At 60.1% G+C, this 23,952-nt stretch carries 19 protein-coding genes; 11 read left to right on the top strand and 8 right to left on the bottom strand.

The window, feature by feature from the left end; translation table 11 throughout:
* The first annotated feature begins 163 nt into the window (after positions 1–163).
* From A7Q26_RS09935 to A7Q26_RS09915, 5 genes are read left to right on the top strand one after another with little or no spacing between them, the layout of a single operon-like run.
* On the top strand, positions 164–1,318 hold the full coding sequence (locus A7Q26_RS09935; RefSeq protein WP_066859224.1) for a sulfotransferase family protein: 1,155 nt from the start codon (positions 164–166) through the stop codon (positions 1,316–1,318).
* Between the two features lie 14 nt (positions 1,319–1,332).
* Positions 1,333–2,112: an SDR family NAD(P)-dependent oxidoreductase gene (locus tag A7Q26_RS09930; RefSeq protein WP_066859223.1), complete on the top strand. Its 780-nt coding sequence runs from the start codon at positions 1,333–1,335 to the stop codon at positions 2,110–2,112.
* Positions 2,109–2,855 (top strand): SDR family NAD(P)-dependent oxidoreductase, encoded by a 747-nt coding sequence (locus A7Q26_RS09925; RefSeq protein ID WP_066859222.1) that lies wholly within the window; start codon positions 2,109–2,111, stop codon positions 2,853–2,855. The genes A7Q26_RS09930 and A7Q26_RS09925 overlap by 4 nt, the downstream gene beginning before the upstream one ends.
* Positions 2,852–4,084, top strand: a complete 1,233-nt coding sequence (locus tag A7Q26_RS09920) for a hypothetical protein (protein WP_066859221.1) — start codon at positions 2,852–2,854, stop codon at positions 4,082–4,084. The genes A7Q26_RS09925 and A7Q26_RS09920 overlap by 4 nt, the downstream gene beginning before the upstream one ends.
* Entirely contained in the window at positions 4,081–4,614 is a 534-nt protein-coding gene (locus tag A7Q26_RS09915; protein ID WP_066859220.1) for a VOC family protein, read from the top strand. The genes A7Q26_RS09920 and A7Q26_RS09915 overlap by 4 nt, the downstream gene beginning before the upstream one ends.
* A 69-nt stretch (positions 4,615–4,683) precedes the next feature.
* Here A7Q26_RS09915 and A7Q26_RS09910 read toward each other — a convergent pair whose 3' ends face one another.
* Both A7Q26_RS09910 and A7Q26_RS25135 read right to left on the bottom strand, forming a co-directional pair.
* Positions 4,684–5,625: a hypothetical protein gene (locus A7Q26_RS09910; protein WP_066859219.1), complete on the bottom strand. Its 942-nt coding sequence runs from the start codon at positions 5,623–5,625 to the stop codon at positions 4,684–4,686.
* Positions 5,626–5,802: 177 nt separating this feature from the next.
* Positions 5,803–6,825, bottom strand: coding sequence for a LysR family transcriptional regulator (locus tag A7Q26_RS25135; protein ID WP_198162904.1), 1,023 nt, complete (start codon positions 6,823–6,825; stop codon positions 5,803–5,805).
* A gap of 110 nt (positions 6,826–6,935) precedes the next feature.
* On the opposite strand from A7Q26_RS25135, the gene A7Q26_RS09900 reads away from it, so the two are divergent.
* Positions 6,936–9,233, top strand: a complete 2,298-nt coding sequence (locus A7Q26_RS09900; RefSeq protein ID WP_198162903.1) for a TonB-dependent receptor — start codon at positions 6,936–6,938, stop codon at positions 9,231–9,233.
* A gap of 307 nt (positions 9,234–9,540) precedes the next feature.
* The gene (locus tag A7Q26_RS09895) at positions 9,541–10,209 is read left to right on the top strand and encodes a hypothetical protein (protein WP_157102521.1); all 669 of its coding nucleotides are present in this window, start codon (positions 9,541–9,543) and stop codon (positions 10,207–10,209) included.
* Positions 10,210–10,297: 88 nt separating this feature from the next.
* Here A7Q26_RS09895 and A7Q26_RS09890 read toward each other — a convergent pair whose 3' ends face one another.
* The 6 genes from A7Q26_RS09890 to A7Q26_RS09865 form a co-directional block, all read right to left on the bottom strand.
* Positions 10,298–11,527, bottom strand: a complete 1,230-nt coding sequence (locus A7Q26_RS09890; RefSeq protein ID WP_066859484.1) for a cytochrome P450 — start codon at positions 11,525–11,527, stop codon at positions 10,298–10,300.
* 62 nt (positions 11,528–11,589) lie between these two features.
* Positions 11,590–13,974: a TonB-dependent receptor gene (locus A7Q26_RS09885; RefSeq protein ID WP_066859215.1), complete on the bottom strand. Its 2,385-nt coding sequence runs from the start codon at positions 13,972–13,974 to the stop codon at positions 11,590–11,592.
* A 129-nt stretch (positions 13,975–14,103) separates the two neighbouring features.
* Positions 14,104–14,847 (bottom strand): SDR family NAD(P)-dependent oxidoreductase, encoded by a 744-nt coding sequence (locus A7Q26_RS09880; RefSeq protein WP_198162902.1) that lies wholly within the window; start codon positions 14,845–14,847, stop codon positions 14,104–14,106.
* A gap of 2 nt (positions 14,848–14,849) precedes the next feature.
* Complete coding sequence (locus tag A7Q26_RS09875; RefSeq protein WP_066859213.1) at positions 14,850–16,211, bottom strand: MFS transporter; 1,362 nt, start codon at positions 16,209–16,211, stop codon at positions 14,850–14,852.
* A gap of 74 nt (positions 16,212–16,285) precedes the next feature.
* A complete protein-coding gene (locus A7Q26_RS09870; RefSeq protein ID WP_066859212.1) occupies positions 16,286–17,758 on the bottom strand; it encodes an MmgE/PrpD family protein in 1,473 nt (490 codons plus the stop codon).
* A 25-nt stretch (positions 17,759–17,783) separates the two neighbouring features.
* Positions 17,784–18,662, bottom strand: a complete 879-nt coding sequence (locus tag A7Q26_RS09865) for a fumarylacetoacetate hydrolase family protein (RefSeq protein ID WP_066859211.1) — start codon at positions 18,660–18,662, stop codon at positions 17,784–17,786.
* Positions 18,663–18,826: 164 nt separating this feature from the next.
* On the opposite strand from A7Q26_RS09865, the gene A7Q26_RS09860 reads away from it, so the two are divergent.
* The 4 genes from A7Q26_RS09860 (at position 18,827) to A7Q26_RS09845 (ending at position 23,952) form a co-directional block, all read left to right on the top strand.
* Positions 18,827–19,969, top strand: a complete 1,143-nt coding sequence (locus A7Q26_RS09860; RefSeq protein WP_066859210.1) for a CaiB/BaiF CoA transferase family protein — start codon at positions 18,827–18,829, stop codon at positions 19,967–19,969.
* A gap of 88 nt (positions 19,970–20,057) precedes the next feature.
* Positions 20,058–20,960, top strand: coding sequence for an acyl-CoA thioesterase (locus tag A7Q26_RS09855; RefSeq protein WP_066859209.1), 903 nt, complete (start codon positions 20,058–20,060; stop codon positions 20,958–20,960).
* Positions 20,947–22,152: an MFS transporter gene (locus tag A7Q26_RS09850; RefSeq protein ID WP_066859208.1), complete on the top strand. Its 1,206-nt coding sequence runs from the start codon at positions 20,947–20,949 to the stop codon at positions 22,150–22,152. The genes A7Q26_RS09855 and A7Q26_RS09850 overlap by 14 nt, the downstream gene beginning before the upstream one ends.
* A 147-nt stretch (positions 22,153–22,299) precedes the next feature.
* Complete coding sequence (locus A7Q26_RS09845) at positions 22,300–23,952, top strand: FAD-dependent oxidoreductase (RefSeq protein ID WP_066859207.1); 1,653 nt, start codon at positions 22,300–22,302, stop codon at positions 23,950–23,952.

The following is a 23,952-nucleotide window of genomic DNA, read 5'->3' as shown; positions in this document are numbered from 1 at the left end:
ACAAGGCGGCATCCAGCCCGCACCTATCTTCTGACAGGATTTTGCAGGACCCCTTTACAACAAGACCGGTATCGCCCCCACCGGCAAGCTTGGGTTCACGCCCGCTTGACCTCAACCTGCATTTAATACACGCTGTGGAATAAATAGAAGCAGAGGCTCGAGGATGTTGAACAAGGATATATTGCTCGCGGAGGCAGAGCAGGCGACCGGACTGTCGGATTGGGGCGACGATCAGAGCTGGCGCACCGGGCTTTCGATCTTGATCGAAGCGACCGAGGCGATGGCCCCGCCAGACGTGCTCCGCAACGATGTGCATCATCGGATCGTCCATCACCTGACCACGCGGCTCCGTCTGGTTAAGGATGCGCGCGATCATCCGGAGATTACAGCGCAAGTCATTGAACGGCCGCTCGTCGTCTGCGGCCTGCCCCGCACCGGTACTACGATCATCTACGATCTGCTCACCCGCGATCCCCTTGCTCGTGCGCCGCGCGAATGGGAATGGTTCATCCCTTGGCCCGCCCCGGAAGCAGCGACCTTCGACAGCGACCCGCGCATCGCAGCCGTTACCGCGATGCAGGAAAACTGGCTGGCGCACGCGCCCGAATTACGCACCATCCAGCGCTTCGACTGCACCCAACCCGGTGAGTGCAATCACGGCATGTCGCATCATTTCGCGGGTACGAATTTCTGGGCGGAACTGGGTGTTCCCAAACATGCGCAATGGGTAATCGATCACATTCCCGATGGGCTGTACCGCACCCATAAAAGGCTGTTGCAGCAATTCCAGTGGAAAGGCCCCAGGGGCCGATGGATGTTGAAATCGCCCAATCATTTGTTCGATCTTCAGGGACTATTGGGCGAATATCCCGATGCGGGCCTGATCTGGACTCACCGTGATCCCGTGTCCACTTTCTCCTCGCTTGCTTCCATGGTGTTCGGCTTCCAAAAAGCAGTGGGCTCGACCCAGACGAAGCAGGCGATCGGTCGCCAAGTATTGGAGTTATGGATCGAGGCGGTGGGTCGGGCAACCCGGGTACGGGCTGCTCGTCCCGACGTAGAGGCGCGGATCATCGACCTTGCCCATGCCGATGTCGTACATGATCCGATCGGATCGGTACGCCGGATCTACGACAAGTTCGCCATTGCGTTCACGCCCGCGCATGAGGCGCAGATCGCGGATTTCCTCGCCACGAGCCCGTCGCGATTGGGCAAGCACGTCCATAGCCCCGAAGAATTCGGCATCGATCCCGCCGAAGTGCAGGACCGTCTCGCCGCCTATTATGCCCGTTTCGGCCACCTGCTGGCGCGTCCGTAAGGAGTAGTGAAGACATGAGCATTTTGGATCGTTTCCGTCTGGACGGACGCACTGCTATTCTGACAGGTGTTGGCCCAGGCGTGGGCGAACATGTGGCCAAGGCCTATGCCGAATTGGGCGCAAATGTAGTGATCTCGGCACGATCGCAGGACCGACTGGACCGGATCGCGGCGGAGATCAATGCGGGCGATGGCGGTCGCGCCGTCGCCGTCCAGGCCGATGCCGGGAAGGCCGAAGACCTTAAGAAGCTGGTGGATGCAGCGCACGACGCATTCGGCCCCGTCCATGTCGTCTTCAACAATGCCGCAGGCGGGATCGTCTATGGCAAGGACGGTAAGGGCATATGGGACAATGACGACGCGGTTTGGGAACAGGCTATGCAGCTTAACCTGATGGCGACATGGCGGCTCGCCGAACTGACCACGGACGATATGCAGGCGCATGGGAAGGGCAGCATCATTTCGGTCGAAAGCTGCGGCGGCTTTACGCCGATCCCGCCGGCCATCGCCTATGGGGTCAGCAAGGCCGCTCTCCTCTTCTTGGTACGCGAACTGGCCAAGGCGCTGGCGCCCCATACGCGCGTCAACTGCCTCTGCGTGGGATCAATGAGCCCCGATGGCAAGGAGGCTGACATCCACAAGGGCCTTGGCCTGGCCGAACGCAATGCCATCAAGCGTTTCGGCGCAGCGGACGAGGCGGTGGGCGCCGCGATCCTGCTCGCCAGCGACGCTTCAAGTTACACCACCGGCAGCACCATCTTCACCGAAGGCGGGCGAGTGGGAACCATCGCATGACCATGCTGGCCGACAAGGTCGCGATCATCACCGGCGCGGGCAGCGGGATCGGCCGCGCGGCGGCGCATGTCTTCGCCGGCCATGGCGCAAGGCTGGTGCTGGCCGACATTGATGACGCAGGAGCACGGGCAACGGCCGAAACGATCGGCTCCAATGCCATCCCGATCTCCTGCGACATCACTCGCGAAGTGGATGTCGCGCGGATGACGGCACTGGCTATTGAGAAGTGGGGCCGGATCGACTGTGCGTTTAACAATGCTGGCATCGGCCCACCGCCGATCGGGGTAGGCGATCTCACGCTGGCGGACTGGAAGCCCATCCTTGATGTCGATCTGCTCGGCACCTTCCTGTGCGTGAAACATCAGGCGGCGGCAATGACGAAGACTGGCGGCGGATCGATCGTCATCAATGCCTCCAACGCGGGCAAGGCCGCCGTGCCGAAGATGGCGCCCTATGCCGCCGCCAAGGCCGCGGCGATCAGCCTGGCCCAGACCAGCGCGGTCGAGTTCGCGTCGCGCAACATCCGGGTCAACGCCATATGCCCCGGCCTGATCCAGACAGAGACGATCCAGGCGATCATCGATGCTGGTTTCGATGTCCGTCAGGGACTTCAGATTCCCGCCGATCGCGCCGGGCGGCCGGAAGAAGTCGCCGAACTGGCCGCATGGCTGCTGTCGCCGTTTGCCTCCTACGTCACGGGCCAGGCGATTTCTGTCGATGGCGGCGCGAGCGCGATGCAATGACCCACCCCCTTGCCACCGCGGACCAGCAATGGACCGAGCTGCTTGCGCTGCGGCTGGTCGAACGGCCCGATGTCCGCGCCGCGCGCGAGCAGGCGCGCGCGCTGCTGCTGGCGGACCCTGCCGCCCAAAGCTTTTCCGCGCGGCTTGGCCTCGACCGGGCGCTCGACCTGTGGATGATGGCGCTAGCAATGCGAGAGGCCAATGGCGACCCTGCCCGCCCCAGGGTGGTGTGGAATGTGGACAACACGCCGCGCCACTGGCTTGGGCATGTCTATCCCGGCGGCGCCGTCGCGGTGGACAATCCCGACAATATGAACCGCGAAATGCCCATCGATGGCGACGGCCGCTATACGATCGACATCGCCTTTTCCGACAATCCAAGTTCGCTTAGCCTCGTCTTGGAAATCGAGCCGGAACATCATGCGGGGATCGGCGAAAACGTCGCGACGCTGACTACCCTTGATCTCAATCCCCGGCCGGGCAAGACCCTGACCGTGACGGTCGACAGCGCCCCGACCAACGGTCGTGCCTTCCATATGCAAAGCCGTCCCGGCGCACGGCTCCAGCTCTATGCACGCGACAGCCATGCCGACTGGGCACAGACACCCGCATATATCGGCATCCGTCGCCTGGATCCCGTGGCGACGGCGGTGCGTGATGAAGAAGATATTGTGAGTGCAATCCTGTCCGCAACGGTGCCATTCGTGCGCTTCTGGCTGGGTTTCAAGGACAGTTTCCTTGGGTTTCCCCATCCCAACAGCCTGATAGGTCCGATCGGGCGCGTCGGCGGCTGGGGCTTTCTCGCCGGCGGCCGCTATGCCATTCCCGAAGGCAAGGCGCTGCTTGTCCGCATCGATCCTGCGCGTGCGGCTTATAACGGCTTTCAGGTGACGGACCCCTTCACCATCGCCCCCGATCCCGTTCACCGCACCTCCAGCCTCAACACCACCCAGACTGTGGCCGATGCCGATGGCGGCTTCACCTATGTCGTCGCGGCACGCGACCCCGGCACGCCCAACTGGATCGATACGGTGGGATTGACCGAAGGCTGGATGCTGCTGCGCTGGCAGGGCGTGTCCCCCGATGCCGATCCGGCACGCTTCATCCGTGAGGTGCGGCTGATCGATCTCGATGCGATCCCGCCCGATCTTCCCAGAGCCACGCTGGCCGACCGCATCGCCGCGATCGACCTACGCGCGCGGCTCCACCATGCAAGGACTAGGACATGATCCAACCCGAAGGCAGCATCATGGAGCTTTGCCATGTCGTCGGCGACATGGACAAGGCTATCGATCATTGGGTGGACGTGATGGGCGCCGGTCCTTTCTATGTCTTCAATATTCCGGCCATGCCGGGGCAAACCCATCGCGGCGCGCCAACTGCGGTCGATCTGCGCATCGCCTTTGGCTTTTCCGGCGGGTTGCTGATCGAATTGTTGCAGCAGACCAATGGCGCGCCGTCAGTATTTCGTGAAATATTGGAGACCAAGGGCGAAGGCTATCATCATGTAATGCTGCGCCTACCGTTCGACGAGGGCAAGGAACGATTGGAGCGCAACGGCTATGGCATCGCCTTCGCCGGCACTCTGCCCGGCGGCGAGCGCTTCGCGCTGTTCGATACGCGCGCGGGCAATGGCGGCTACATCGAACTGATGGACCTGACCGCGGCGAGTTTCGGCCCGATGGAGAAAATCCACGCCGCGCATCTGGCATGGGATGGCAAGACGGACCGCAAGCGTGACTTCTTCTCACTCATTTAACTGCGCCATCCTCGACGAAAGGTCAGGCCCGCGATGCGGTTGACCATGCGCGAGACGCCAGCACCGTCATCATAGCGGCTTCCCGCCCGGCCGCGGCTCCAGCCGCGAAGACAGGCCGGCCGCGTCCGAAACCCATGTCGGCACGTCGCCTTCAAGGACCGATACGGCAGCGCGCCGATCGCCACGCACCAGAACCACTTCCGCCCCCGCATCACCGCTCACAATCTGGCGCAGCTTCGCCCGTTCGCGTTGCACCCTGATCTCGCCAGTCGCATAGTGGCTGTCACCAACCTGCACCGATCCGGCCACCACTGCGATGAGCAACTCGGTATCCCATTGCGATTCGGGCAAGATGATGTCACCCGCCCCCGCCTTCACAACATGAACCGCCGGTCCAGCCGATGCGTCGCCCAGCAAGCCGGATACGACCGCTCCCGCAGCGAGCGTTTCGCCCCGGCCATTGACGAAGCCCCGCACGCAGAGTCCCGCGGTCGTGGCGATCGCCGTCGTCCCACGGTTCCCCTCCGGCAGGGGATAGGCCTTGCCCGTCACCGGCGCGCCATAGATTTCGTCATATTCGAAGACGGTCGCCTCGTCCTTCTTGGTCGCAATTGTCGCCTGGTTGCCGCGCCGGTCGCCCATCACCAGCATCATCCAGTTTTCTGATGCGATCGGATGCTCCTGATAGACCATGCCCGATTCCTGAAACGAATAGTCGCCAGGGTGCAGCCTGCGTCCGGCCAGGCTCCATTCGCCCCGCATAAGCGTGCGGAACTGGTCGCTGCCATGATGGTGAAGCGGATCGATACTGTGGCGCCAGTCCAGCGGCTCGTCGTCGCGCTTCGTCACCAGGCCAAGCTGGATCATCGGCCCCGCATCCACGTCGCCGATGCCGAATATGAAGGCGCGCAGCGACCCCTTTTCCGTTAATCTCGGCCACGCCTCCTTATCGGCGTAGGAAATGTCGAGATGCTCGCCCTCGATCGCCAGTCCTCCATGACCTTGAAACACCGTCTACATACTCCATCCTATGCTGCCAGCCATGATGCGGCAGCGCATGACAGCTGTTCGTAGGACAAAATAGGCGAGGCATGGAAAGCATAAGTGCAGCCTATCCATGTCCTTAAGACATGCGGTTGAGCAATCACGGCGTCATGCCAGCTCGTCCTGGCAGGCTGACAAGTCATATCATAAATTGGCTGGACGCGGTTGCCGTAACGCCAGTTCGATGAATTCGCGGACCTGAGGCTTGCGCCGATCGATATAGGCAAATCCGATGTCGCACCTCTGTTCGGGGCTGAACCGGCGAACGACCACGTCTCCATATCGACTGGCGATGAACCGCCACGCATGGAAGGAACCAACGCCCGCCTGCACCATCGGAAATAATACGCTCAGATCCTCTACTTCAAGCACGATGTTAGGCCGGATGCCCGCGCGCAGGAACAGGTCGTCGAAGGTCTTTTGCCGCCGGGTCGATGCCTGGATCGATATCATGGGTATGCTAGTGAGATCGCATAGCGGGACGGGATCGGGCAAATCGAGATCGGGCGGCGACACCAAGACGATTTCCAGACTGTCCCACGCCACCCAGCGAGCACCATGGACCAGCGCCGGCATCTGCCCGAACACCAGGTCGATCTGTTCATTCGCCAGCGCGTCGCTCATCGCCTCGACCGATTCTGTCGTGGTGAGATTGAGGTGCATGTCGGGATAGCGTTTCAACAGATCGCGGAAGGCCGGCGCTATCGCGGCCAGCATGGTCGATTGAGCGGCGATATTGAGCAGCGGCGCTTGCCGCTTGCGAAGGGCCGAGCGCTGGACTTCCTGTGCGGCCGCGACCGCCCGACGCGCCGGAATCAGCGCCGCTTCTCCTTCGGGCGTCAATGTCAGCTTGCGATCGGTCCGCTTGAGCAGGGCGGTGCCCAGTTCCTCCTGCAATTGCGCAAGGGCCCGTGATAGCACCGGCTGCGTGACGCCAAGCCTGGCCGCGGCCTGCGTCAACGATCCTTCGTCCGCCACGGCTGTCAGATAGCGCAGCTGTTGCAGAGTAATAGCCATTAGACATGAATAAAGTAGTCCATGATGAGTACGGCCTATCGAAAGATGGGTAAAATTTGACGTCTGCCAGCATCTGCGTCGCGAAAAGATGTCGTGAGAGCATATTATCGATTCAGTTATGTCCTGCGGTCGGCTTGTTTCCAAATCCATGGATTTTATTGTTCGATCGCGATCCCGCTCGGACGAGGGTCGAAATGCCAACAGGCAAAAGTGGGGAGGATCGAAACATGCCGATCGACGGGCGGTTGAAGCGGACAATTTTGGCATTGACGATTGGCGGCGCGCTCCCGGACCTCGCCTGGGCGCAGGCGCCTCAACAAGGCGGCGCAAGTCTGGACGACATCGTCGTTACCGCGCAGCGCCGCGAGGAAAGCCTTCAGAAAGTACCAATCTCAGTGACGGCACTCGGCACGGAGAAGCTGGAGCAGCAACAGGTTACGGACGTCCTGTCCCTGACTCGCGTTGTTCCTGGATTGCAGGCCAAGCCGACGCTCACCCCGCTGGAAATATCGGTCGCCATCCGCGGCGTCACCCAGCTGGTGCCCTCCATCAACGCTGATCCCGCGATCGGCAGTTATATCGATGGCGTCTACAATGTCGTGAATGCGGGATCGAACAATGCGATGATCGACATGGAGCGCGTCGAAGTGCTCAAGGGTCCGCAAGGCACGTTGTTCGGCCGCAACACCATCGGCGGCGCGATCAGCATTACGACTGCAAAGCCCACGTCGGAATTGGGCGGCTATGTCGAGGGCAGCTACGGCAATTTCAACGCTTGGAGCGGCACTGCGGTGCTAAATGTCCCCCTCCAGCCAGGCATCATCGACACCCGACTCGTATATCAGCACAGCCAGCATGACGGTTATGGGCGAAACTTCACCACGGGCAATCCGACCAGCACGATCAACCAGGACTATTTTCGTGGCACGGTTAGACTGACCCAGGATAGTGGACTGGAAGCGCTCGTCAGTGGGTTTTATACCAATGCCAAAGGCTTCGGCTTTCCGACCAACCTGGCCTATTTCGATCCGACCAACTTCTTGAACGGCTTAATTCCGGCGCTCAGCGGCAATCCCGGCGACCTTCTAAGCAATTATGTCGATACGCCGGGCCGGGGCCAGCATGACAGCGTCTCCAACACCGACTCTCGCTTCGCGCTCAGGCAATTCGGCGTTACCGGGACCCTCAACATTCCGCTTACGGACAATGTGAACTTCCGCTCCATTTCCGCTTATACGCGCACCAAATATAATACGGCGAACGATCTGGACGGGACGCCCTACGACGTTCTGGAGCTGGTTCGCTATCCGATCGCGGCCAAACAATATTCCCAGGAAATGCAGCTGTTCGGCGATGCCGTGGACGGTGCGCTGAGCTGGATCGGCGGGGTCTATTATTTCCAGGTCACCGGCAGCCAGTTCAGCAATGCCGCGGTCCTGCAATCGCTGGTGGGACCGACCGTCAATGTCGGCGGACCTTTCATCAAGAACATCTCCACATCGGCCTTCGCCCAGGCAAGCTACGAGATTGCGCCAGGCCTGAAGATCACGGGCGGGCTTCGCTATGTGGTCGACAAGCGGCGTGTCCTGTACCGCGATCATGTCGCAACCAACGATTATGCCTATCTGGTCTGCAATATGGCGAACGCGCCGGGCAATCCCGATTACAACGCCTGCCGGTTCGCCGCTCAGGCGAAATATCATTATCTTCCCTTCACAATCGGCATCGACTATCAAGTGGACTCCAACACATTGGTCTACGCCAAACTCTCCCGTGGCTTCCGGTCGGGCGCGTTCGGGCTGACAGGACCGGCGGCGACCTTCGTTGGCAACGGCATCACGCCTGAGCAGGCGAGCGCGGCCAACGCGTCGGCCATCGCGCAATTCGGCCCGGTTTCGCCGGAAAGGCTGGTCAGCCCGGAAGTGGGTTTGAAGGTCGATCTTTTGGACAAGCGCCTGCGCATCAACGCAGCCGGCTTCTATTCAGACTACAGCAATATCCAGCTGAACGTGAACGGCGATGTACCTGCCGGCTGCACCAGTTGCACCCCACCGGGCATCCTGACCAACAGTGGCAAGGCGCGCATTTGGGGTGGGGAAATCGAGGTTTCGGCCATTTTGGGGCTCCTGCATATCGACGGAGCCTTGGGCTATGCCGATCCCAAATATGTGGACGGCCCGCAGAAGGGCCAGCCGATCGTCAACATCTCCAAACTCAACACATCCCTCAACGCAACTTTGCCGATCGAAACCGACGCCGGCACGCTGACCTTGGGCGGCGGCTGGTCCTATCGATCGAATATGGTGATGTATTCGTTGTCGCCCGGGCTGCCATTGTCGCTCTACCCTACCTTCTCGCAGGCCGGGTTCAGCCTGTTCGACGCGCGGCTCTCGTTCGCGCTGGCGAACATGCCACTGACGATCACCCTGTTCGGACAAAATCTTGCGAACAAACGATTCATCGCCGCAGGCACCAGCTTTGCCCCGCCTCTGGGCTTCACCAGCAACAGTCCGGGTATGCCGAGAACCTACGGTCTCAGCGCCCGATACAGCTTCTGACCGAAAGGATTGATCGGTGTTATATGCGCAGGGCATAAGCTTTGACGGTGCCCACATGGACCTCAGCTTTCGGGACGCCGGCTGCTGGACGACGGTATCCCCGGAAAAAGGATCACCGCCGAGCCTCTGGATCAGCCTGGGCGATCCGGAGGCAGGCCCTGCAGTCCAACTCGGCATCTGCCCACCTGTCCCACAGAAAATATGGCTGGATACCCATTATCACGCAACGGATCAGATGCGCGCCGTCATCCAGGGTGGCTTTCAGCTCCAGCGAAAGCATATGCGGCCTGGCGATTTCGGATTTCAAATGGCGGGTATCGCCTATCGCGAAGGGCTGGTCGAAGGCGGCGAGGATCCGCTGTGGATGTTCGCTATCCATGGCGACCGGCGCGGCGCGCGTTCCACCACGACACGGCATGACGGTTCGTTCGAGCTAGGCGAAGTCGCCAAAGACCAGCTTGATCGACCGGTCCCGTCCACGGACGACCCCTATTGGCGGGATGTCCCCGGCGGCGACCGAGGCGTCTCCGCACTGGCGGTCAGCCAGGGTCGCACGGTGGGCGGGTTCCACTGGTGCAATTTTAGCGAATCCAAGGATTGGCAGGTCATTACCCCAGGCGTGCAGGTGTGTGCCGCGTTGTTCGGCGATGCCGAAGTCGGGCCCATGATCCTTGCCATTCGCGCCGATCCAGACGCGAAAATTTTACCCCGGCATAGCGCTGCGACCGAAATTCTGATCGTGCCGGTGGCCGGCTCGGTTGCCGCAGGCATGTCTTGCCTGAGCGTGGGGGACGTCCGCATTATTCCCGCGTCACATGGCGTCGACGCATTGGTGGCGGGACCGGCTGGCGCGAACATCCTGTATATGATTGCGGATCGCCGTGCCGCCGCGGATATTGTCGCGCTAGACGGACGGGGCGACACCATGTTTGACGCATGCCGCACCTTCGCGAAAATGCTGGGGGATCCCATTTGAGAGACAAGCCCGAAAAATAAGGCCTTTTGCCTCGGTCATGGGTTACGTGCCCATCGGATTGTCCGATTGTCATAATGAGCCGGCATTCTCACCAAAGGACTGGTAGGCTCCGCAGTCCGTGCACCAATTGCTCATTCTTGAATTCCAATTGTTCAAATGGAATTGCAAGCCTCAAATCGGGAAGCCGTTGGAAAAGCGTACCGAATACGATCTCAAGCTCCATCCTTGCAAGCGATTGCCCGAGGCACTGATGGATGCCGAATGAAAACGCCATATGGTTCGAGGCATCGCGCTCGACATCGAAACAGTCGGGGTGAGGGTAGACCTCCGGGTCATGATTGGCTGCTGTGATCAGTGCATAGACGCCCTCCCCCTTTTGGACGAGATGGCCTCCAATTTCAACGTCGGCAGTCGCGACGCGAGCAGAGTTATATTGCACAATCGAATTAAAGCGAAGCATTTCGTCCACGGCACGCGCAACCGTATCTGGCTGCGCCTTCATCTTTTCCAATTGGTCTGGATTACGAAGCAGCGTCACGATCCCCAAAGTAATCTGGTTGGTAGTCGTTTCATGCCCCGCGAGATAGAGCAGCGACACCATGCTGACCGCCGCCTGGTGGGAAAGATGTCCTGGCAAGATTTGGTCAATGACGAGCCGGCTTAGCAAATCCTCTCCGCTCCCCGGATTTGCTTCCCGCTCTCGCAAAATCCGGTCGATGATGATGCCCATCTGCCGCGCGGCTTCAGCCGGCACGGAAGGGTCGGCAGTAATGTCATTCTTCTGTGCGCCGAATGCTTCCATGTCTCGGTGATATTCGGCAGGCACACCGAGCATCAAAGAGATCACGATGGATGGAAGCGGCCCGGCAAGCGCGGTGACCAGATCGGCAGGCTGCCCACCCGCTTCGATCCTATCGAGCAGGTCGTCCAGCACGGACTGAACGCGAGGGCGAAGTTCCTGCATGCGCTTGAATGTGAATTCCTTCGTGATCATTCGGCGATAGAAGCCATGATCCGGCGGATCCATGGTGATGAAACTCTGATAGGCTTCCAACGCCGATGCGCGGGCGGGCGACAGAGTGGGATATCCCGGCGTGCTGGGCACGGCACTGAAATGGGGACTGGACAGCAGTTCCCGCACGTCCTGCCAGCGGGTGAAGGCCCAGGCTGTTTCCCCATTCCACATGGTGACTCGCCGCGGTCCTGCTTCCATTCGCATGGATTCATACTCAGGTGGTGGCGACAGCGGGCCTGCGGACCGCGCGAGAGGAAATGGACAACGCGCGTTTTGCTGATTGCCGATTTCGTCTGACTGCATCGAATTCACCCCTATGCTTGAACTGGTGAAGAACGCCGCAGCCTCTCAGCTGCGGCGCTCCGTCATAAACCTTTGATCGAAAAGGAAATCGCAACCGATCTTGCGCGCTGAAGCAGCTTATAAGCAACACCCGGTGAGGTCGCGATGGTGGACCCCGATGCGATCACCTTGCTGTTCCCAAGATTTTTCCCGGTAATAGCGAATTCCCAGCGGCGATCTTCCGGACCCACTCCCAACCGCAGATCAACCTGCGTGTAGCGATCCTGCTGAACGATCGGATCGTCGGTGGGGCCAAGATAATAGCTCGACGAATAGAAGAGATTTGGGTCGAGCCGCGCGGTGACGTCGCCGTCCACGGGAACCGTTACAGTCGCCCCGATGCTCCCTGAGAATTTCGGCGCAAATGGGGTCGGACGACCGGAAAGATCCTGGACGCAGGTGGAGCCGATGGTCGCGATCTGCAAAGCGGTACAGGCTGCGGTCCGATAATCCTTGAAATAGGAGTCGATATAAGCCCCGGCTGCATTGATCGAAAGGAAGTCGGTCGCCTTCAAGGACAGGCTCATTTCCGCACCCTTTGACACCGATGACGCCGCGTTCCCAACGGTGGTGATATTCGCACCCGTCGGCCCGATCGTCGTCAATGACTGTTGAAGGCCCTTATAATCGAGATAGAAAAGATCGAAGGTGAAGAACAGCCTGCGATCGAGAGCCGATCCCTTGATACCGATTTCGTAAGAATCGACATTCTCCGAATCGAACTGCGCAGGACCGTTGCCGTCGCTATAACCCCCTGCCTTGAACCCTTTGACATAGGCGGCATAGGCCGTGATCTGGGGCAGAAGATCATATTGCAGGCTGACCGACGGCATCAGCTTGCTGTAGCTCGTATGCGGATCGACAAACCCGGCCGCGCTTCCACCGGCCAAAGGAATGATCTTGCCTTGCGTGACGGCATCGAGCGGCTGGAAATCGGCTGGATCAGCGGTCGGACCGCCGATCCCGACGATGAACGAACGCGACGCATCCTTTTTCACGCTCGTGTAGCGCAGGCCGGCATTCACTTTGAATTGATCGGTGACTTTGGCACTCACCTGGCCAAAGACCGAGCGGGTCTGATCCTTCTGGAAAAGGTTACGATTGGTGCTGATCGGCGTTGCAGCGCTTGTCACCGGCGCGCCTGCCGCACCGATGGAGGGTGCGCCATAAAGCGAAGAGAAGCTGCGGCTTGCAAGCTTGCCATGGGAGTAATAGGCGCCGCCGACCCACTGGAGCCAACTGTCATTCGACGACTCGATCCGTAACTCCTGCGCATAATTCTTATAGGTTTCGTTCTGACTGAACGGGGAATAATAATATCCGGCTACGCCAGTGACCGGGATCGGCGTCGCATTCAGGAACGTGCGGGACTTCTGATAACCATAGCTGGATATCGAGTTGATCGTTACACCGTCCAACTCAAGCCGGTTCGTCCATGCGACCTCGGTCATATCGAGCCGGAAAGCCGATGGACCCGCGAGCGATCTGAAATCCAGCTCATTGTCGATGACGCCACCATGTTGGTTCAGATAGGCGAGGCACGGCCCTCGCGCGGCTGGAAAACCTGTGGGCGGAGGGCAACCGGTGATTTCGGCGCTGTAAGTGCCGCGATCCCGGTTGCGTGCGTAATCGACGCGAAGATCGGACTGAAAATTCGAGGAGGGCTTCCAGCGTAGGGAAGCGCGGCCGACCATGTCACGCAGATGGGGCTCATCGACCTTCAGATTGTCGTTCCAAGTGTAGCCGTTCATGCCCGAGAACTGGATCGCCGCCCGAGCCGATAGAGTGTCACTGATCGGTCCCGTAGCGCCGGCTTGCAGAATATATTGGCCGTCGGACGGCGCATAAAGCGCCTGTGCGTCATAGCCGAACGTCTCAGAGGGTTTTTTCGTCGTAATATTGATCGCACCAGCAACAGTATTGTTACCGAAGAAGGTCGTCTGCGGGCCATTCAGGACTTCGACGCGCTCAACATCGAAAAGACCCGCCTGGATCGAGCGCGATCGCCCCCGATAGACGCCGTCCACGAAAGTTCCGACGGACTGTTCGAACCCGGCGTTCAGTCCCGACCCCACGCCGCGGATATGGATGTGGTTGGCCTGCGGATCGGTACTGAGCTTGATCCCAGGCGTGCGCTGGGACAGATCGACCAAATCTGTCGTGCCACGCTTTTGCAGGGTGTCACCGGTCGTCACATTTACGGAGATAGGAACATCCTGCAATCTCTGTTCACGGCGTTGCGCCGTGACGACGATGTCGGCTGCCCCACCTTTATCGGCCTGCGGTTCTTGTGCGGGAACGTTTTCCTGCGCGAGTGCGACGCTCAGGGGCGCCAAACAAGCGACAGTAGAAAGCAAAATGGCACGACAATGCACTCTCATAACTATCCTCCCCAGCGCGACGAACATATTGATGTCGTTCTACCGCTCTATTTCCTACCCCTGCAGCTTCTCTCTCACGGCAACATTATTCCAATATGTTTTACCTGTATGTTCAGACTGATTGCATCTACCTGCAGGGGTTCAAGAGCATCGCAATCAGCGAGCCACACTGCCCCCGTCGATGGGCAAGGCCACGCCGTTGACAAATGAGGAGGCATCCGAACAGAGCCAAAGCACAGCCGCACCAATCTCCTCGGGCTGCGCGGCGCGCTGCATGGGATTGGCCATCGCGGCTTTTTCTGCAAAGCCTTCACCAAAGCGCGATCGGGTTAGGGGCGTATCAACCAATCCCGGACAGATGGCGTTTACACGCACCCCCTGCCCCCCGAATTCCACCGCAGCCGCTTTAGTGAGGCCCACCACACCATGTTTTGCTGCGCCATAAATCGCATCGGAAGGCACGCCGCGCAGGCCGGAGCGGGACGCATTGTTGACGATGCTCCCTTTTCCGTTAGCGATCATATGGGTCAACTGCGCCTGCATGCACATCCACACGCCCTGCAGGTTGACGGACATGACGGCATCCCAGTTCGCCTGAGTTGAACTCAGAAGGCTTCGCGATCCGTCAACGATTCCCGCGTTGTTAAAGGCGCAATCGATCGAGCCGAAATGTTCGACCGCCTTACGTATCATCTCCTCGATGGAGGAACGTTCGCCGACGTCGGCATGGATGAAAATGGCTCTTCCCTGCTCCGCGGCAATTTCCGCGGCTACGGCTTCACCCGTTTCGCGCGATCGTTCAGCGATCACGACTGCAGCCCCAGCCGCCGCCAGCGCCAGACAGGCCGCCCTGCCGATGCCTGATCCTCCGCCCGTTATCAGTGCAGTCTTGCCCCTCATGCTCATAGCTCGCCCTCTCGTGCTTGCAGTTCCATGACCATTTCCCTGTGCTTCGACGCCGTCACCTTGAAGAAAAGGACGACAACCGCCGATGCAACGGCGAGTGCCGCCGGCGCGAGGCAGATCACGGCCCACAATCGCCCCAAGGTCTGGTCCGTCTGACGCGCGTTGACGATGAGCCCACTCCAGTCGAGCAGCAACCCAAGCAGCCCGCCTCCGATTGCGGTCCCCGCCTTGTTCGCCAGCGAGAGAAATCCGAATGAATAGGACTCCGCCCGCGCGCCCAATTTCCAATGCCCATAGTCAACCGCATCCGCCGTCATCGCATAGAAATTGACGATGACTGCGCTTTTGCCCGCACCGATCAGGAAATAAGAGAGCAGAATGGGAAGGCTTCCGACAACGCCGAAAATGTAGATGGACACGAAAGCAAAGGCCATCACTATGCAGCCCGTCGCCCATATCCGCGCCTTGCTCGTTCGTCTGATCGCCGCACTCCACAAGGGCGGCATGACGATCCCGCCTACGCCGATTGCGACGACCGCAAACTTGGCCTCTTCGGGCCGCATCAGGATATATTTGAAGAAGTAAACGACGCCGCTGTTCATGAGCATATAGCCAGCGAAAAAGATCAGGGTCGAGGCAAGAACCAGACGCATCTGGCTGTTGCGGAGGATGAGGGCCAAACCCGGGATGAATTGCCCGGTATCGTCATGACGCCCCCCCGCCCGCTCCCGCGTCGCCAATGCGGAATAGAGCACCGAAATGCCGGCTGCGGTTCCAAAGATGGCCCCGAACATCGTGAAGCCCCGCGCCGGATCGGTTCCGCCCAGCTTCTCAACTGTGCTGATACCCAGATAGGCGGCCGCCATAAGACCCAGATTATTGGCGACTGCCTTCCACGCGCCGATCGCCGAGCGCTCATCCGCATCCGAAGACAGACGACCGATCAGCGCGGAATGCGGCGCCAGCGTGAAGGCATAGCAGATGCGATAGCAAAGATGCGTGATAGCGGCATAAATCCACAATTGCCCCGCCGAAAGATCGGGCCGTGAGAACATCAGGGCAAAGAAAACCGCGAGGGGGGCTGACACCCCGATCAGCAGCGGACGATAACGGCCCAGAGGACTATGGTGATGGTTTGCGACCCAGGCCGCAAAGACGCTGGAAAAGGCGTCGGCGAACGTTCCCAGGAATACGATCCCGCCCGCGGATGCTGGCGGGATGTGCAGAATATCCGTGTAGAAATAAAGCAGCAGGACGGACACGCTGGTCTGCACCATGCTGATCCCGAACAGCCCGGCGCTGTACCCGAACTTCATGGAGACGGGGACGCGCGCGGCCCCCTTGGCGGAATCAGCCATGCTGCGCCCCTTCTTGTCGTTTCACGCGACCGGGCCGACGACAGCGCGCATTTACCCTGTCCCCGACTTGCTTTTCACCCTCGCTTGAGACTGGCAGACAGTTCCCGCATCGTGTCGGTCAGCGCCGACACATCGGCATGGTCTTCCAACGTCTCGACCGCAGCTACCATCCGGTCAGCCAGCGCTCGCAATTGGCTGGTGTCCCCATCCGCGCGATCATCGACTCCCAGCATCATGTGGAATTTCCGAACGATATCTTCATCGGAAAAAATGGTGCCGTCGGACCAGGGGTCGCCCAGCGACATGTTGGCGGTTCCGCTGAATATCTTGCCACGGGCATGGACATCCACGCCTCCCGGCACGCCTCGCCATTGCCCGCCCGTCATCCATTCACCGATATTCGCCGATGTCGGCTCCGGCTCGACCACGACCTTCTCGCGGAAGGCCATGATGGCCGGATCGCGCAGAACCACATCTTCATACCAACGAGGACCGGCTGGCACATCATGGGCAAGAGCCGCCATGGCATGAGCATGGCTGAATTCAGCGGACAGCATGTCGGTGGGATGTTGGTCGCGGAAAATCCGGGTCAAAGCAAAAGGATTGGCGCGCACAACGACCCGTTCGATCTCGTCCGCCTTCAGGTTATTTTCCCGCCTTATGTCCGCAAAGGCGGTCAACGGGTGATGGATCCACCGGCAGCAGGGCCATGGCTTGTAGGTCGTATTCAGTATCTGCCACTCTTCACCCACCTTGCCGAGCAATGCCTCATCATCATGGCCAGGCGAGCCATACCAGCGCCAAAAGGCATTCTCCCCATCTAATATGTCAAGAAAGCCAGTGCTGCCCATGCCCGCAAGCATGGTCGCGGAAACTCCGACTTCGGCACACCATCCTGCATCGGCATATTTATACATGGGCTGCTGGGGCGATTCAGCCCATTTGCGCAAGGTCGGCTGAGGCGAGTTGGCGCCCGCAATGCCAAAGGCGTGATTGGTCTGTTCAGGTGTCAGGCCTGCGGCACTCACGGATGCACCAACAGCAGCCCAAACCATGGTGGCCGCCGGGCCGCCCAATTCATTCCAGCCTATAACCTCGCCATTTTCGATCTGCATCGGCGGGCCCATCCAGCTACCGACCCGCGCGCCGACATCGAAACCAACCGCGACGGCCTTCAGCAAATCCGCGCCCGATTTTCCTGCATCCTCCACCAGTGCCAAAGCCGAAAAGATCGTGGCATTGCCGAAATGGGTGGAGGTAGGGAAAGTATCGTCGGCATCGAGAATATTGGCCAGCCGCGCATTGCTATAGGCTGCGGTGGTCACGGAACTGCGGTGCGGCAGCCCGATGACCGTCGCCCGTTCCTTTCCGCCCAGCGCGTCGGCATAGGCCAGCGAGATCGATCCGCTCGGCGTGTTGATCGCCCCGATCGCGCAACCAATGGTGTCCAACAGCAATCGCTTGGCCTCGCGCACCACCGGCGATGGGAGCGCCTCGAAAGACGTGGTTGCCGCGAATCGGGCCAGGGTTTGGGTCAGTTCAGTCATAAATCCTCTCCAAAGCGTGTCCCGTTCAGGCCGCTGGCTTGTCCCACACGGGGTTGTATCCATTCGCGCCGCGTACCACAGGCAGTCGCATAGCGCCGACTTTTTCTATCTGAATATCAAGGACATCGCCGTCTTCGATCGGACCGACACCGGCTGGCGTGCCCGTCGCGATGATGTCACCGGGATAAAGCGTCATGACGCTCGATGCCATGGCGATCATGTTCGGGATGTCGACGATCAGATTGGCCGTATTGGCCGACTGCCGCACCTCGCCATTGATACGCAATTCCAGCGCGAGATTGGCCGGATCCGCGATTTCGTCGGCGGTCGTGATCCAGGGGCCGACCGGACAGAAGCTGTCGAAGGATTTCCGCATGACGCGCTCTTCCTTGCCGCGAATGACCACGTCGACCAGGCAGGCATAGCCGAAGATATGATCGAGCGCCCGCTCGACAGAAATGTCTCGTCCGCCCTTGCCGATGATGATCGCCATTTCGCATTCATGATGGATCTCACGCCCAGCGACGGAAGGCAGTTCGATCGGATCGGCAGGGCCGGACAGGCTGGAATTGGCCTTCAGGAAGAAGCCCTGACCGCCATTTTTGAAGGTGGAGATCAGCCCATCCTTCATTTCCGCGATATGCGCATGATAATTTGCGGGGAAGGCGATGACCTTGTTCGGCCAGGGGACTGGCGTTTCCAGCCTGACGCTTGCCAGCGGCATCCGCGGCCCAGAGGCGACCAACCTTTCAATCTCCCCTTTTCGCTCTTCGAATTCCGAAATGAAGCGCAACATCTCGGTAGGCGGCCACGCGGCAGAGCGTGAACCCGCCGGCACGATTTCGACAATCTCGTCGCCCACGATCAGGCCGATCTTGTTGCTATCGAAGCTCGCAATTTTCATTCATACTCTCCACGGAACCGCTATCGCGCTTGGGATGCATCATCGGCGGGCTGCAGCCATTGTTGGAAATATGAAATTCGTCTGGTTTGATAGCGTGCGAGAGAGGCCTGCGGCGTGGCAGCGCGATATTCGATCTGATAGGTGCCAGGCGGAGAGGAGATCGCATGGCTGCGCTGGACGGACTGAAGATCATCGACCTGACTCACATGGTGGCCGGCCCGCTCTGCACCATGTTGCTTGCGGATTTGGGCGCCGACGTCATTAAGATCGAACCCGCGCACGGGGACACGTCGCGCCATCTGGGTGAGCCGATTGCCGGTCACGACACGGACTATTTCCTGGCCTATAATCGCAACAAGCGCAGCGTCGTACTGGACCTGAAGGATGCCGAAGATCTTGCCGTGCTTCGGCGGATGATCGACGCCGCTGACATGGTGGTCGAAAATTTCCGGGCGGGTACGATGGAGCGTCTCGGCATCGGTTATGACAGCCTTCGCCAGTCCAATCCTGGCCTGATCTACTGCTCCGTGAGCGGTTACGGTCCAGCAAGCGAAGCGGCTCATCGCCCCGCGGTGGACCCCGTCATCCAGGCGCTTTCCGGCATCATGCAATTGACCGGATCAGCGGAAAGCGGCCCACTCAAGACCGGCTTTCCGCTGGGCGACTATGTCGCCCCGCTCTTCGCCACGATCGGCGTGCTTTCCGCGCTACGCGAGCGCGATCGAACAGGGATCGGGCAGAGGGTCGATATTTCCATGTTCGAAGCTATGGTCTTTTCGCTCTTGCCGCGCGAAGGCACCTTCTTCGCCAAGGGCCGCGAGCCGGTCCTACGCGGCAATGCCCACGGACAGATGGTTCCGGCGAACAGCTATTTTACCGCCGACAATCGCCAGATCTATGTGTTCATCCACAGCGATAAATTCTGGACCGCATTGACCGATATGCTCGATGTCGACGCATTAAAAAGCCCTGACTTCGCGACCAATGCAATGCGCATCGCCCACCGCGAGCAGGTCGACCAGCTGATCGCGCAGGCGTTTCTTCAGCACTCGCTGAACTATTGGAATGAGAGGATCGACCGCTTCGCCGTTCCGGCTGGGGCGATCCGCACCTTTCCAGAGGTATTTGACGACCCTCTCGTCCGCGATCAACTGATGGAAACGCTCCCCCATCCTTCCGGCGAGTCGATACATCTTCTGCGAAGCCCGATCCGACTGAACGGCGCGCTCCCATCGATACGCCGATCTCCCCCTGCCCTGGGCGAGCATCAGGAGGAAATCATCCATGCGCTGCTGGAACGGCCATGAAACCCACCAGGCATTTCGTCCTGGTCGAGAGATCATGCTGGCATCTACTGGTTTCCAATGATCAAGGACGAGGCGCGAGTTAAAGAGAATGGGCCTTTTTCCCCATTGGGACGAGTTGGATATCTTGCCACCTCTTTCCATCGAGCCGTCCGGCGAGGATCGGTTCGTCAACAGGATTGCTCAGGCCAACACATTCGGCTGGATGTTCGGTGGTCAATGCATGGGCCTTGCCATTGCGGGCGCTTGCCAGACCGTTGCCGATCGGTGGGTGCATGCCGCATCCGGTTTCTTCTTGCGGCGTGGTCCGGTCGACAAAGCCACGACCATCGACGTCTCCCGCACTTTTGACGGCAGCAGCTTTTGCGCGCGGGACGTGACACTCAGCGAGGATTCCAAGCCTGTTTTCAGAGCGCAAACATCCTTCCAGCGTCCCCAAAGCGGCGTGCGTCACAGCGATGTCATGCCGACCGTGGCACCGCCCGAAAGGCTTCAGAATATTCAGCAACTGATGAACGGCACCGATGATCGGATCAAAAAAGGCCTGACCCGGCGCATATCGGTGCCGCCGGTGGTGGATCTTCGCCCCGTTTCCCCCAGCGCATATGCGATCGGCGAGGACGCCGGGAGCCGCATGGCGTGGATGCGAATCACCGCCATGCCCGATATCGACCAGAATCAGCAGCGCGCGTTGCTGGCCTATCTTTCAGATTACTGGCTCGCTGGCACCGCTGCTAATCGTCACGATAATCTTGACCCGGACATGCGGCTGCTCATGAGCAGCCTTAATCAGTCGATTTGGTATTTCGGCGCATTTGATCTTCGCGACTGGCATTTCTTCAAGGTGCATTCTCCCGTGTCAGAAATGGGGCGCGCCATCGCCCGTTCCGATATCTTCACTCGGTCGGGTGAAATCATTGCCTCTACCGTGCAGGAGGTATTGATACGGGAAAATGACGTCAAAGAGACTGAACCAATCGATGACAGCATCTGATCATCGCGGGCCTTTCTCCGTAGCGCTGTTCCGTCCGCTGTGGGCCATCGCCCTCACCGCCAACATATGCGCCCTCACCCAGACCGTCGCCGCCGGGTGGACGATGGCTGCGGCTGGCTCCGCTGCGCAGGTCGCCTCCGTGCAGACCGCGCTTACGTTGCCCATCATGCTGCTTGCGATCATTGCCGGCACGCTCGCCGATCATCTCGGCCCGCCGCGCATCATGGCCACTGCCTTTGCACTGATGTTCCTGTCTGCCACCGCCCTGTCCTTGCTGGCTATGGGACAGCTTGTATCGCCGAACATTCTGCTCGCCGCCTGCTTCCTGTTCGGCTGCGGCACCGCCCTGCTTAACCCGACGCTGACCTCGACGGTCGGCGACTATCTTCCTTCAACGATATTGCCCGAAGGTCTGGCGGCCATCGGCATTGCCAACAACCTCGCCCGCTGCGTGGGGCCAGCGCTGGGCGGATTGCTGGTGGCGGCGACGGGTCCGACGGTCACCTATATCTTCAACGCCGCTGCGGCTTTAACGATGATGATCGTGGTAGCCAGAGCCCTCCAGCACAGTCGGCAAGACAGTAACGGGCCTATTGGCAAGGCCATTCTTGATGGCTTCCGGCTGGCGGGCCAGTCTCCGGCCCTGCGCATCGTCCTAAGCCGCAGCTTTGCCTATTCCGCCGCTTCCAGTGCAATCTGGGCGCTGATGCCGCTGGTCGCTCGCGACCAGTTGCATGGCGATGCCAAAGCCTATGGCCTGCTCATGAGCGGCCTGGGCCTTGGCGCGATCCTCTTTGCGCTCCGCGTCCGCATAATCCGAACGCGCCTTGGGATGGAAGGCACGGTGCGCTGTTTCACTGCCGTCGGCGCCCTCGCCCTGCTCATCCTGCCCCATCTTCATGCCCTGCCTCTGGCGTTTCCCGCCCTGTTGCTGCTGGGGGCGAGTTATACCGGGGTGATGACCGTCTGGAGCGCCACCGCACAACTCAGCGCCCCACGCCATCTCGCCGGTCGTGCGGTGGGGTCCTTTCACACGGCATTGTTCGGCGGAATGGCGTTGGGAAGCTGGTTCTGGGGCCATCTGGCGCAATCGATCGGCTTGCCTCTGGTGCTTTCACTCTCAGGCCTGGCTGTGGCCGTAACGCTCCTCACAGGCTGGCGCTGGCCCGTGCCAACCATTGCGGCGGACTGAACTTTTCATCGTCCCATCTCCCCCAGCAGGCGCATGTATCTGGAAAGCATATTGGCCCATATGTTCGAACCAGATGTAGTCCTCTCCATGCAGACCGTAGAAGCGCGAGAGCCATAAGGGCTCCTCTGGCGCAGCGAAGAGGGGATCATGCAGACACATACCCAGATATTGATCGTTGGCGCTGGACCGGTTGGCCTCGCCCTGGCCGGAGACCTGGCCCAGCGCGGCACGCCTTGCTGGCTGGTGGAACGAACCGATGGCGCCATCACGCAGCCCAAGATGGATATGGTCGGCATCCGCACCATGGAATTCGCTCGTCGTTGGGGGATTGCCGATTGGGTGCGCAACTCGCCCTATCCGCGCGACTATCCACAAGATAATGTCTATCTGGAATCCCTGACCGGCTTCGAGTTCGGCCGCGAGGTCGTGCCAAGCAAGGACGCGGAACCCCTGCCGCTGCAAAGCCCGGAAAAGCGGGAACGCTGCCCCCAGGATATGTTCGATCCGATCATGCAGCGCTTCGTTCGGCAACATTCCGAAGTGACCACCAAATATCGCACCCTCGTGACGGCGGTGAAGGAATTTCCCGACAAGGTAGTCGCATCGCTGCGCGATCTTGAAACCAATGAAGATTACGAAGTCAGTTGCGACTATCTGGTGGGCACCGATGGGGGCGCCAGTTTCGTGCGGGAGCAGATCGGCATCGGCATGGTCGGCAAACCCGTCCTCACCCATACGGTCAACATCATCTTCCGCTCGGCCGAACTTCCCAAGCTGCATGACAAGGGGCTTGCCTACCGCTTCATCTTCATCGGCCCCGAAGGAACCTGGCTGACGATCGTCGCGATCAATGGCAAGGATCGCTGGCGCATGTCGATCGTGGGCGACGATCAGAAGCGGGAATATTCCGAAGCCGAAATTCACGACCTCATCGTGCGGGCCGTGGGCTGCGAATTCCAATATGAAATCGAATCCGTCATGCCGTGGGTGCGGCGCGAACTGATCGCCGAACAGTACGGGACCAAGCGCGTGTTCATCGCCGGCGATGCTGCGCATCTGATGTCGCCCACGGGCGGTTTCGGCATGAATACGGGTATGGGCGACGCGGTCGACCTGTCCTGGAAGCTGAACGGCGCCCTCGCCGGCTGGGGCGGGCCTGAACTGCTGGCCTCCTATGAAGCGGAGCGCAAGCCGGTTGCGGCGCATAACATCGCCGAATCCAGCGGCAACCTCAAACTGATGCTGGAGCCGCGCAAGACGCCGCCGCCAGCCGAAATCTTCATGCCCGGTGCCGAACACGACGAAGCGCGCGCCCGCTACGGCAAATGGTATGGGGATATGATGAAGCGCGAATGGTACACCATCGGCATTCACATGGGCTATATCTACGCCAACTCGCCGGTCATCGTGCCGGACGGCTCTCCGGTGCCCGAACAGGAAACGGCTCGCTATGTCCAAACCAGCACGCCCGGCGCGCGGGCGCCGCATGTCTGGCTGAAAGATGGCCGTTCGACGCTCGACCTGTTCGGCAACGGCTTCGTTCTGCTACGGTTGGGCGCCGACGCACCCGACGTTACGCCTTTCGTCGAGGCTGCAACCCGTGCGGGCCTGCCCCTGAGCGTCGTATCGATCGACGAACCTGCCGTGATCGAGGCTTATGAGCGCAAACTGGTGCTGGTCCGCCCCGATGGCCATAGCTGCTGGCGCGGCGACGAACTGCCCGCCGACGCGGCCTATGTCATCGATGTGGTGCGCGGCGCCGGGCGCCAGCGGGCGCAATCGGCCAGTGCAGCCGCCTGA

The sequence above is a fragment of the Sphingobium sp. TCM1 genome (genome assembly GCF_001650725.1).
Lineage (GTDB): Bacteria > Pseudomonadota > Alphaproteobacteria > Sphingomonadales > Sphingomonadaceae > Sphingobium.
The sequence above is the reverse complement of the archived record's forward strand: the minus strand, read 5'-3'. Positions and strand labels throughout refer to the sequence as shown.

Excerpts from the sequence above, each read along its gene's own strand:
- A7Q26_RS09935 (WP_066859224.1), top strand. The coding sequence starts at position 164 with ATGTTGAACAAGGATATATTGCTCGCGGAGGCAGAGCAGGCGACCGGA.
- A7Q26_RS09930 (WP_066859223.1), top strand. The coding sequence starts at position 1,333 with ATGAGCATTTTGGATCGTTTCCGTCTGGACGGACGCACTGCTATTCTG.
- A7Q26_RS09925 (WP_066859222.1), top strand. The coding sequence starts at position 2,109 with ATGACCATGCTGGCCGACAAGGTCGCGATCATCACCGGCGCGGGCAGC.
- A7Q26_RS09920 (WP_066859221.1), top strand. The coding sequence starts at position 2,852 with ATGACCCACCCCCTTGCCACCGCGGACCAGCAATGGACCGAGCTGCTT.
- A7Q26_RS09915 (WP_066859220.1), top strand. The coding sequence starts at position 4,081 with ATGATCCAACCCGAAGGCAGCATCATGGAGCTTTGCCATGTCGTCGGC.
- A7Q26_RS25135 (WP_198162904.1), bottom strand. The coding sequence starts at position 6,825 with ATGGATTTGGAAACAAGCCGACCGCAGGACATAACTGAATCGATAATA.
- A7Q26_RS09895 (WP_157102521.1), top strand. The coding sequence starts at position 9,541 with ATGGCGGGTATCGCCTATCGCGAAGGGCTGGTCGAAGGCGGCGAGGAT.
- A7Q26_RS09890 (WP_066859484.1), bottom strand. The coding sequence starts at position 11,527 with ATGCAGTCAGACGAAATCGGCAATCAGCAAAACGCGCGTTGTCCATTT.
- A7Q26_RS09885 (WP_066859215.1), bottom strand. The coding sequence starts at position 13,974 with ATGTTCGTCGCGCTGGGGAGGATAGTTATGAGAGTGCATTGTCGTGCC.
- A7Q26_RS09880 (WP_198162902.1), bottom strand. The coding sequence starts at position 14,847 with ATGAGGGGCAAGACTGCACTGATAACGGGCGGAGGATCAGGCATCGGC.
- A7Q26_RS09875 (WP_066859213.1), bottom strand. The coding sequence starts at position 16,211 with ATGGCTGATTCCGCCAAGGGGGCCGCGCGCGTCCCCGTCTCCATGAAG.
- A7Q26_RS09870 (WP_066859212.1), bottom strand. The coding sequence starts at position 17,758 with ATGACTGAACTGACCCAAACCCTGGCCCGATTCGCGGCAACCACGTCT.
- A7Q26_RS09865 (WP_066859211.1), bottom strand. The coding sequence starts at position 18,662 with ATGAAAATTGCGAGCTTCGATAGCAACAAGATCGGCCTGATCGTGGGC.
- A7Q26_RS09860 (WP_066859210.1), top strand. The coding sequence starts at position 18,827 with ATGGCTGCGCTGGACGGACTGAAGATCATCGACCTGACTCACATGGTG.
- A7Q26_RS09855 (WP_066859209.1), top strand. The coding sequence starts at position 20,058 with ATGGGCCTTTTTCCCCATTGGGACGAGTTGGATATCTTGCCACCTCTT.
- A7Q26_RS09850 (WP_066859208.1), top strand. The coding sequence starts at position 20,947 with ATGACAGCATCTGATCATCGCGGGCCTTTCTCCGTAGCGCTGTTCCGT.
- A7Q26_RS09845 (WP_066859207.1), top strand. The coding sequence starts at position 22,300 with ATGCAGACACATACCCAGATATTGATCGTTGGCGCTGGACCGGTTGGC.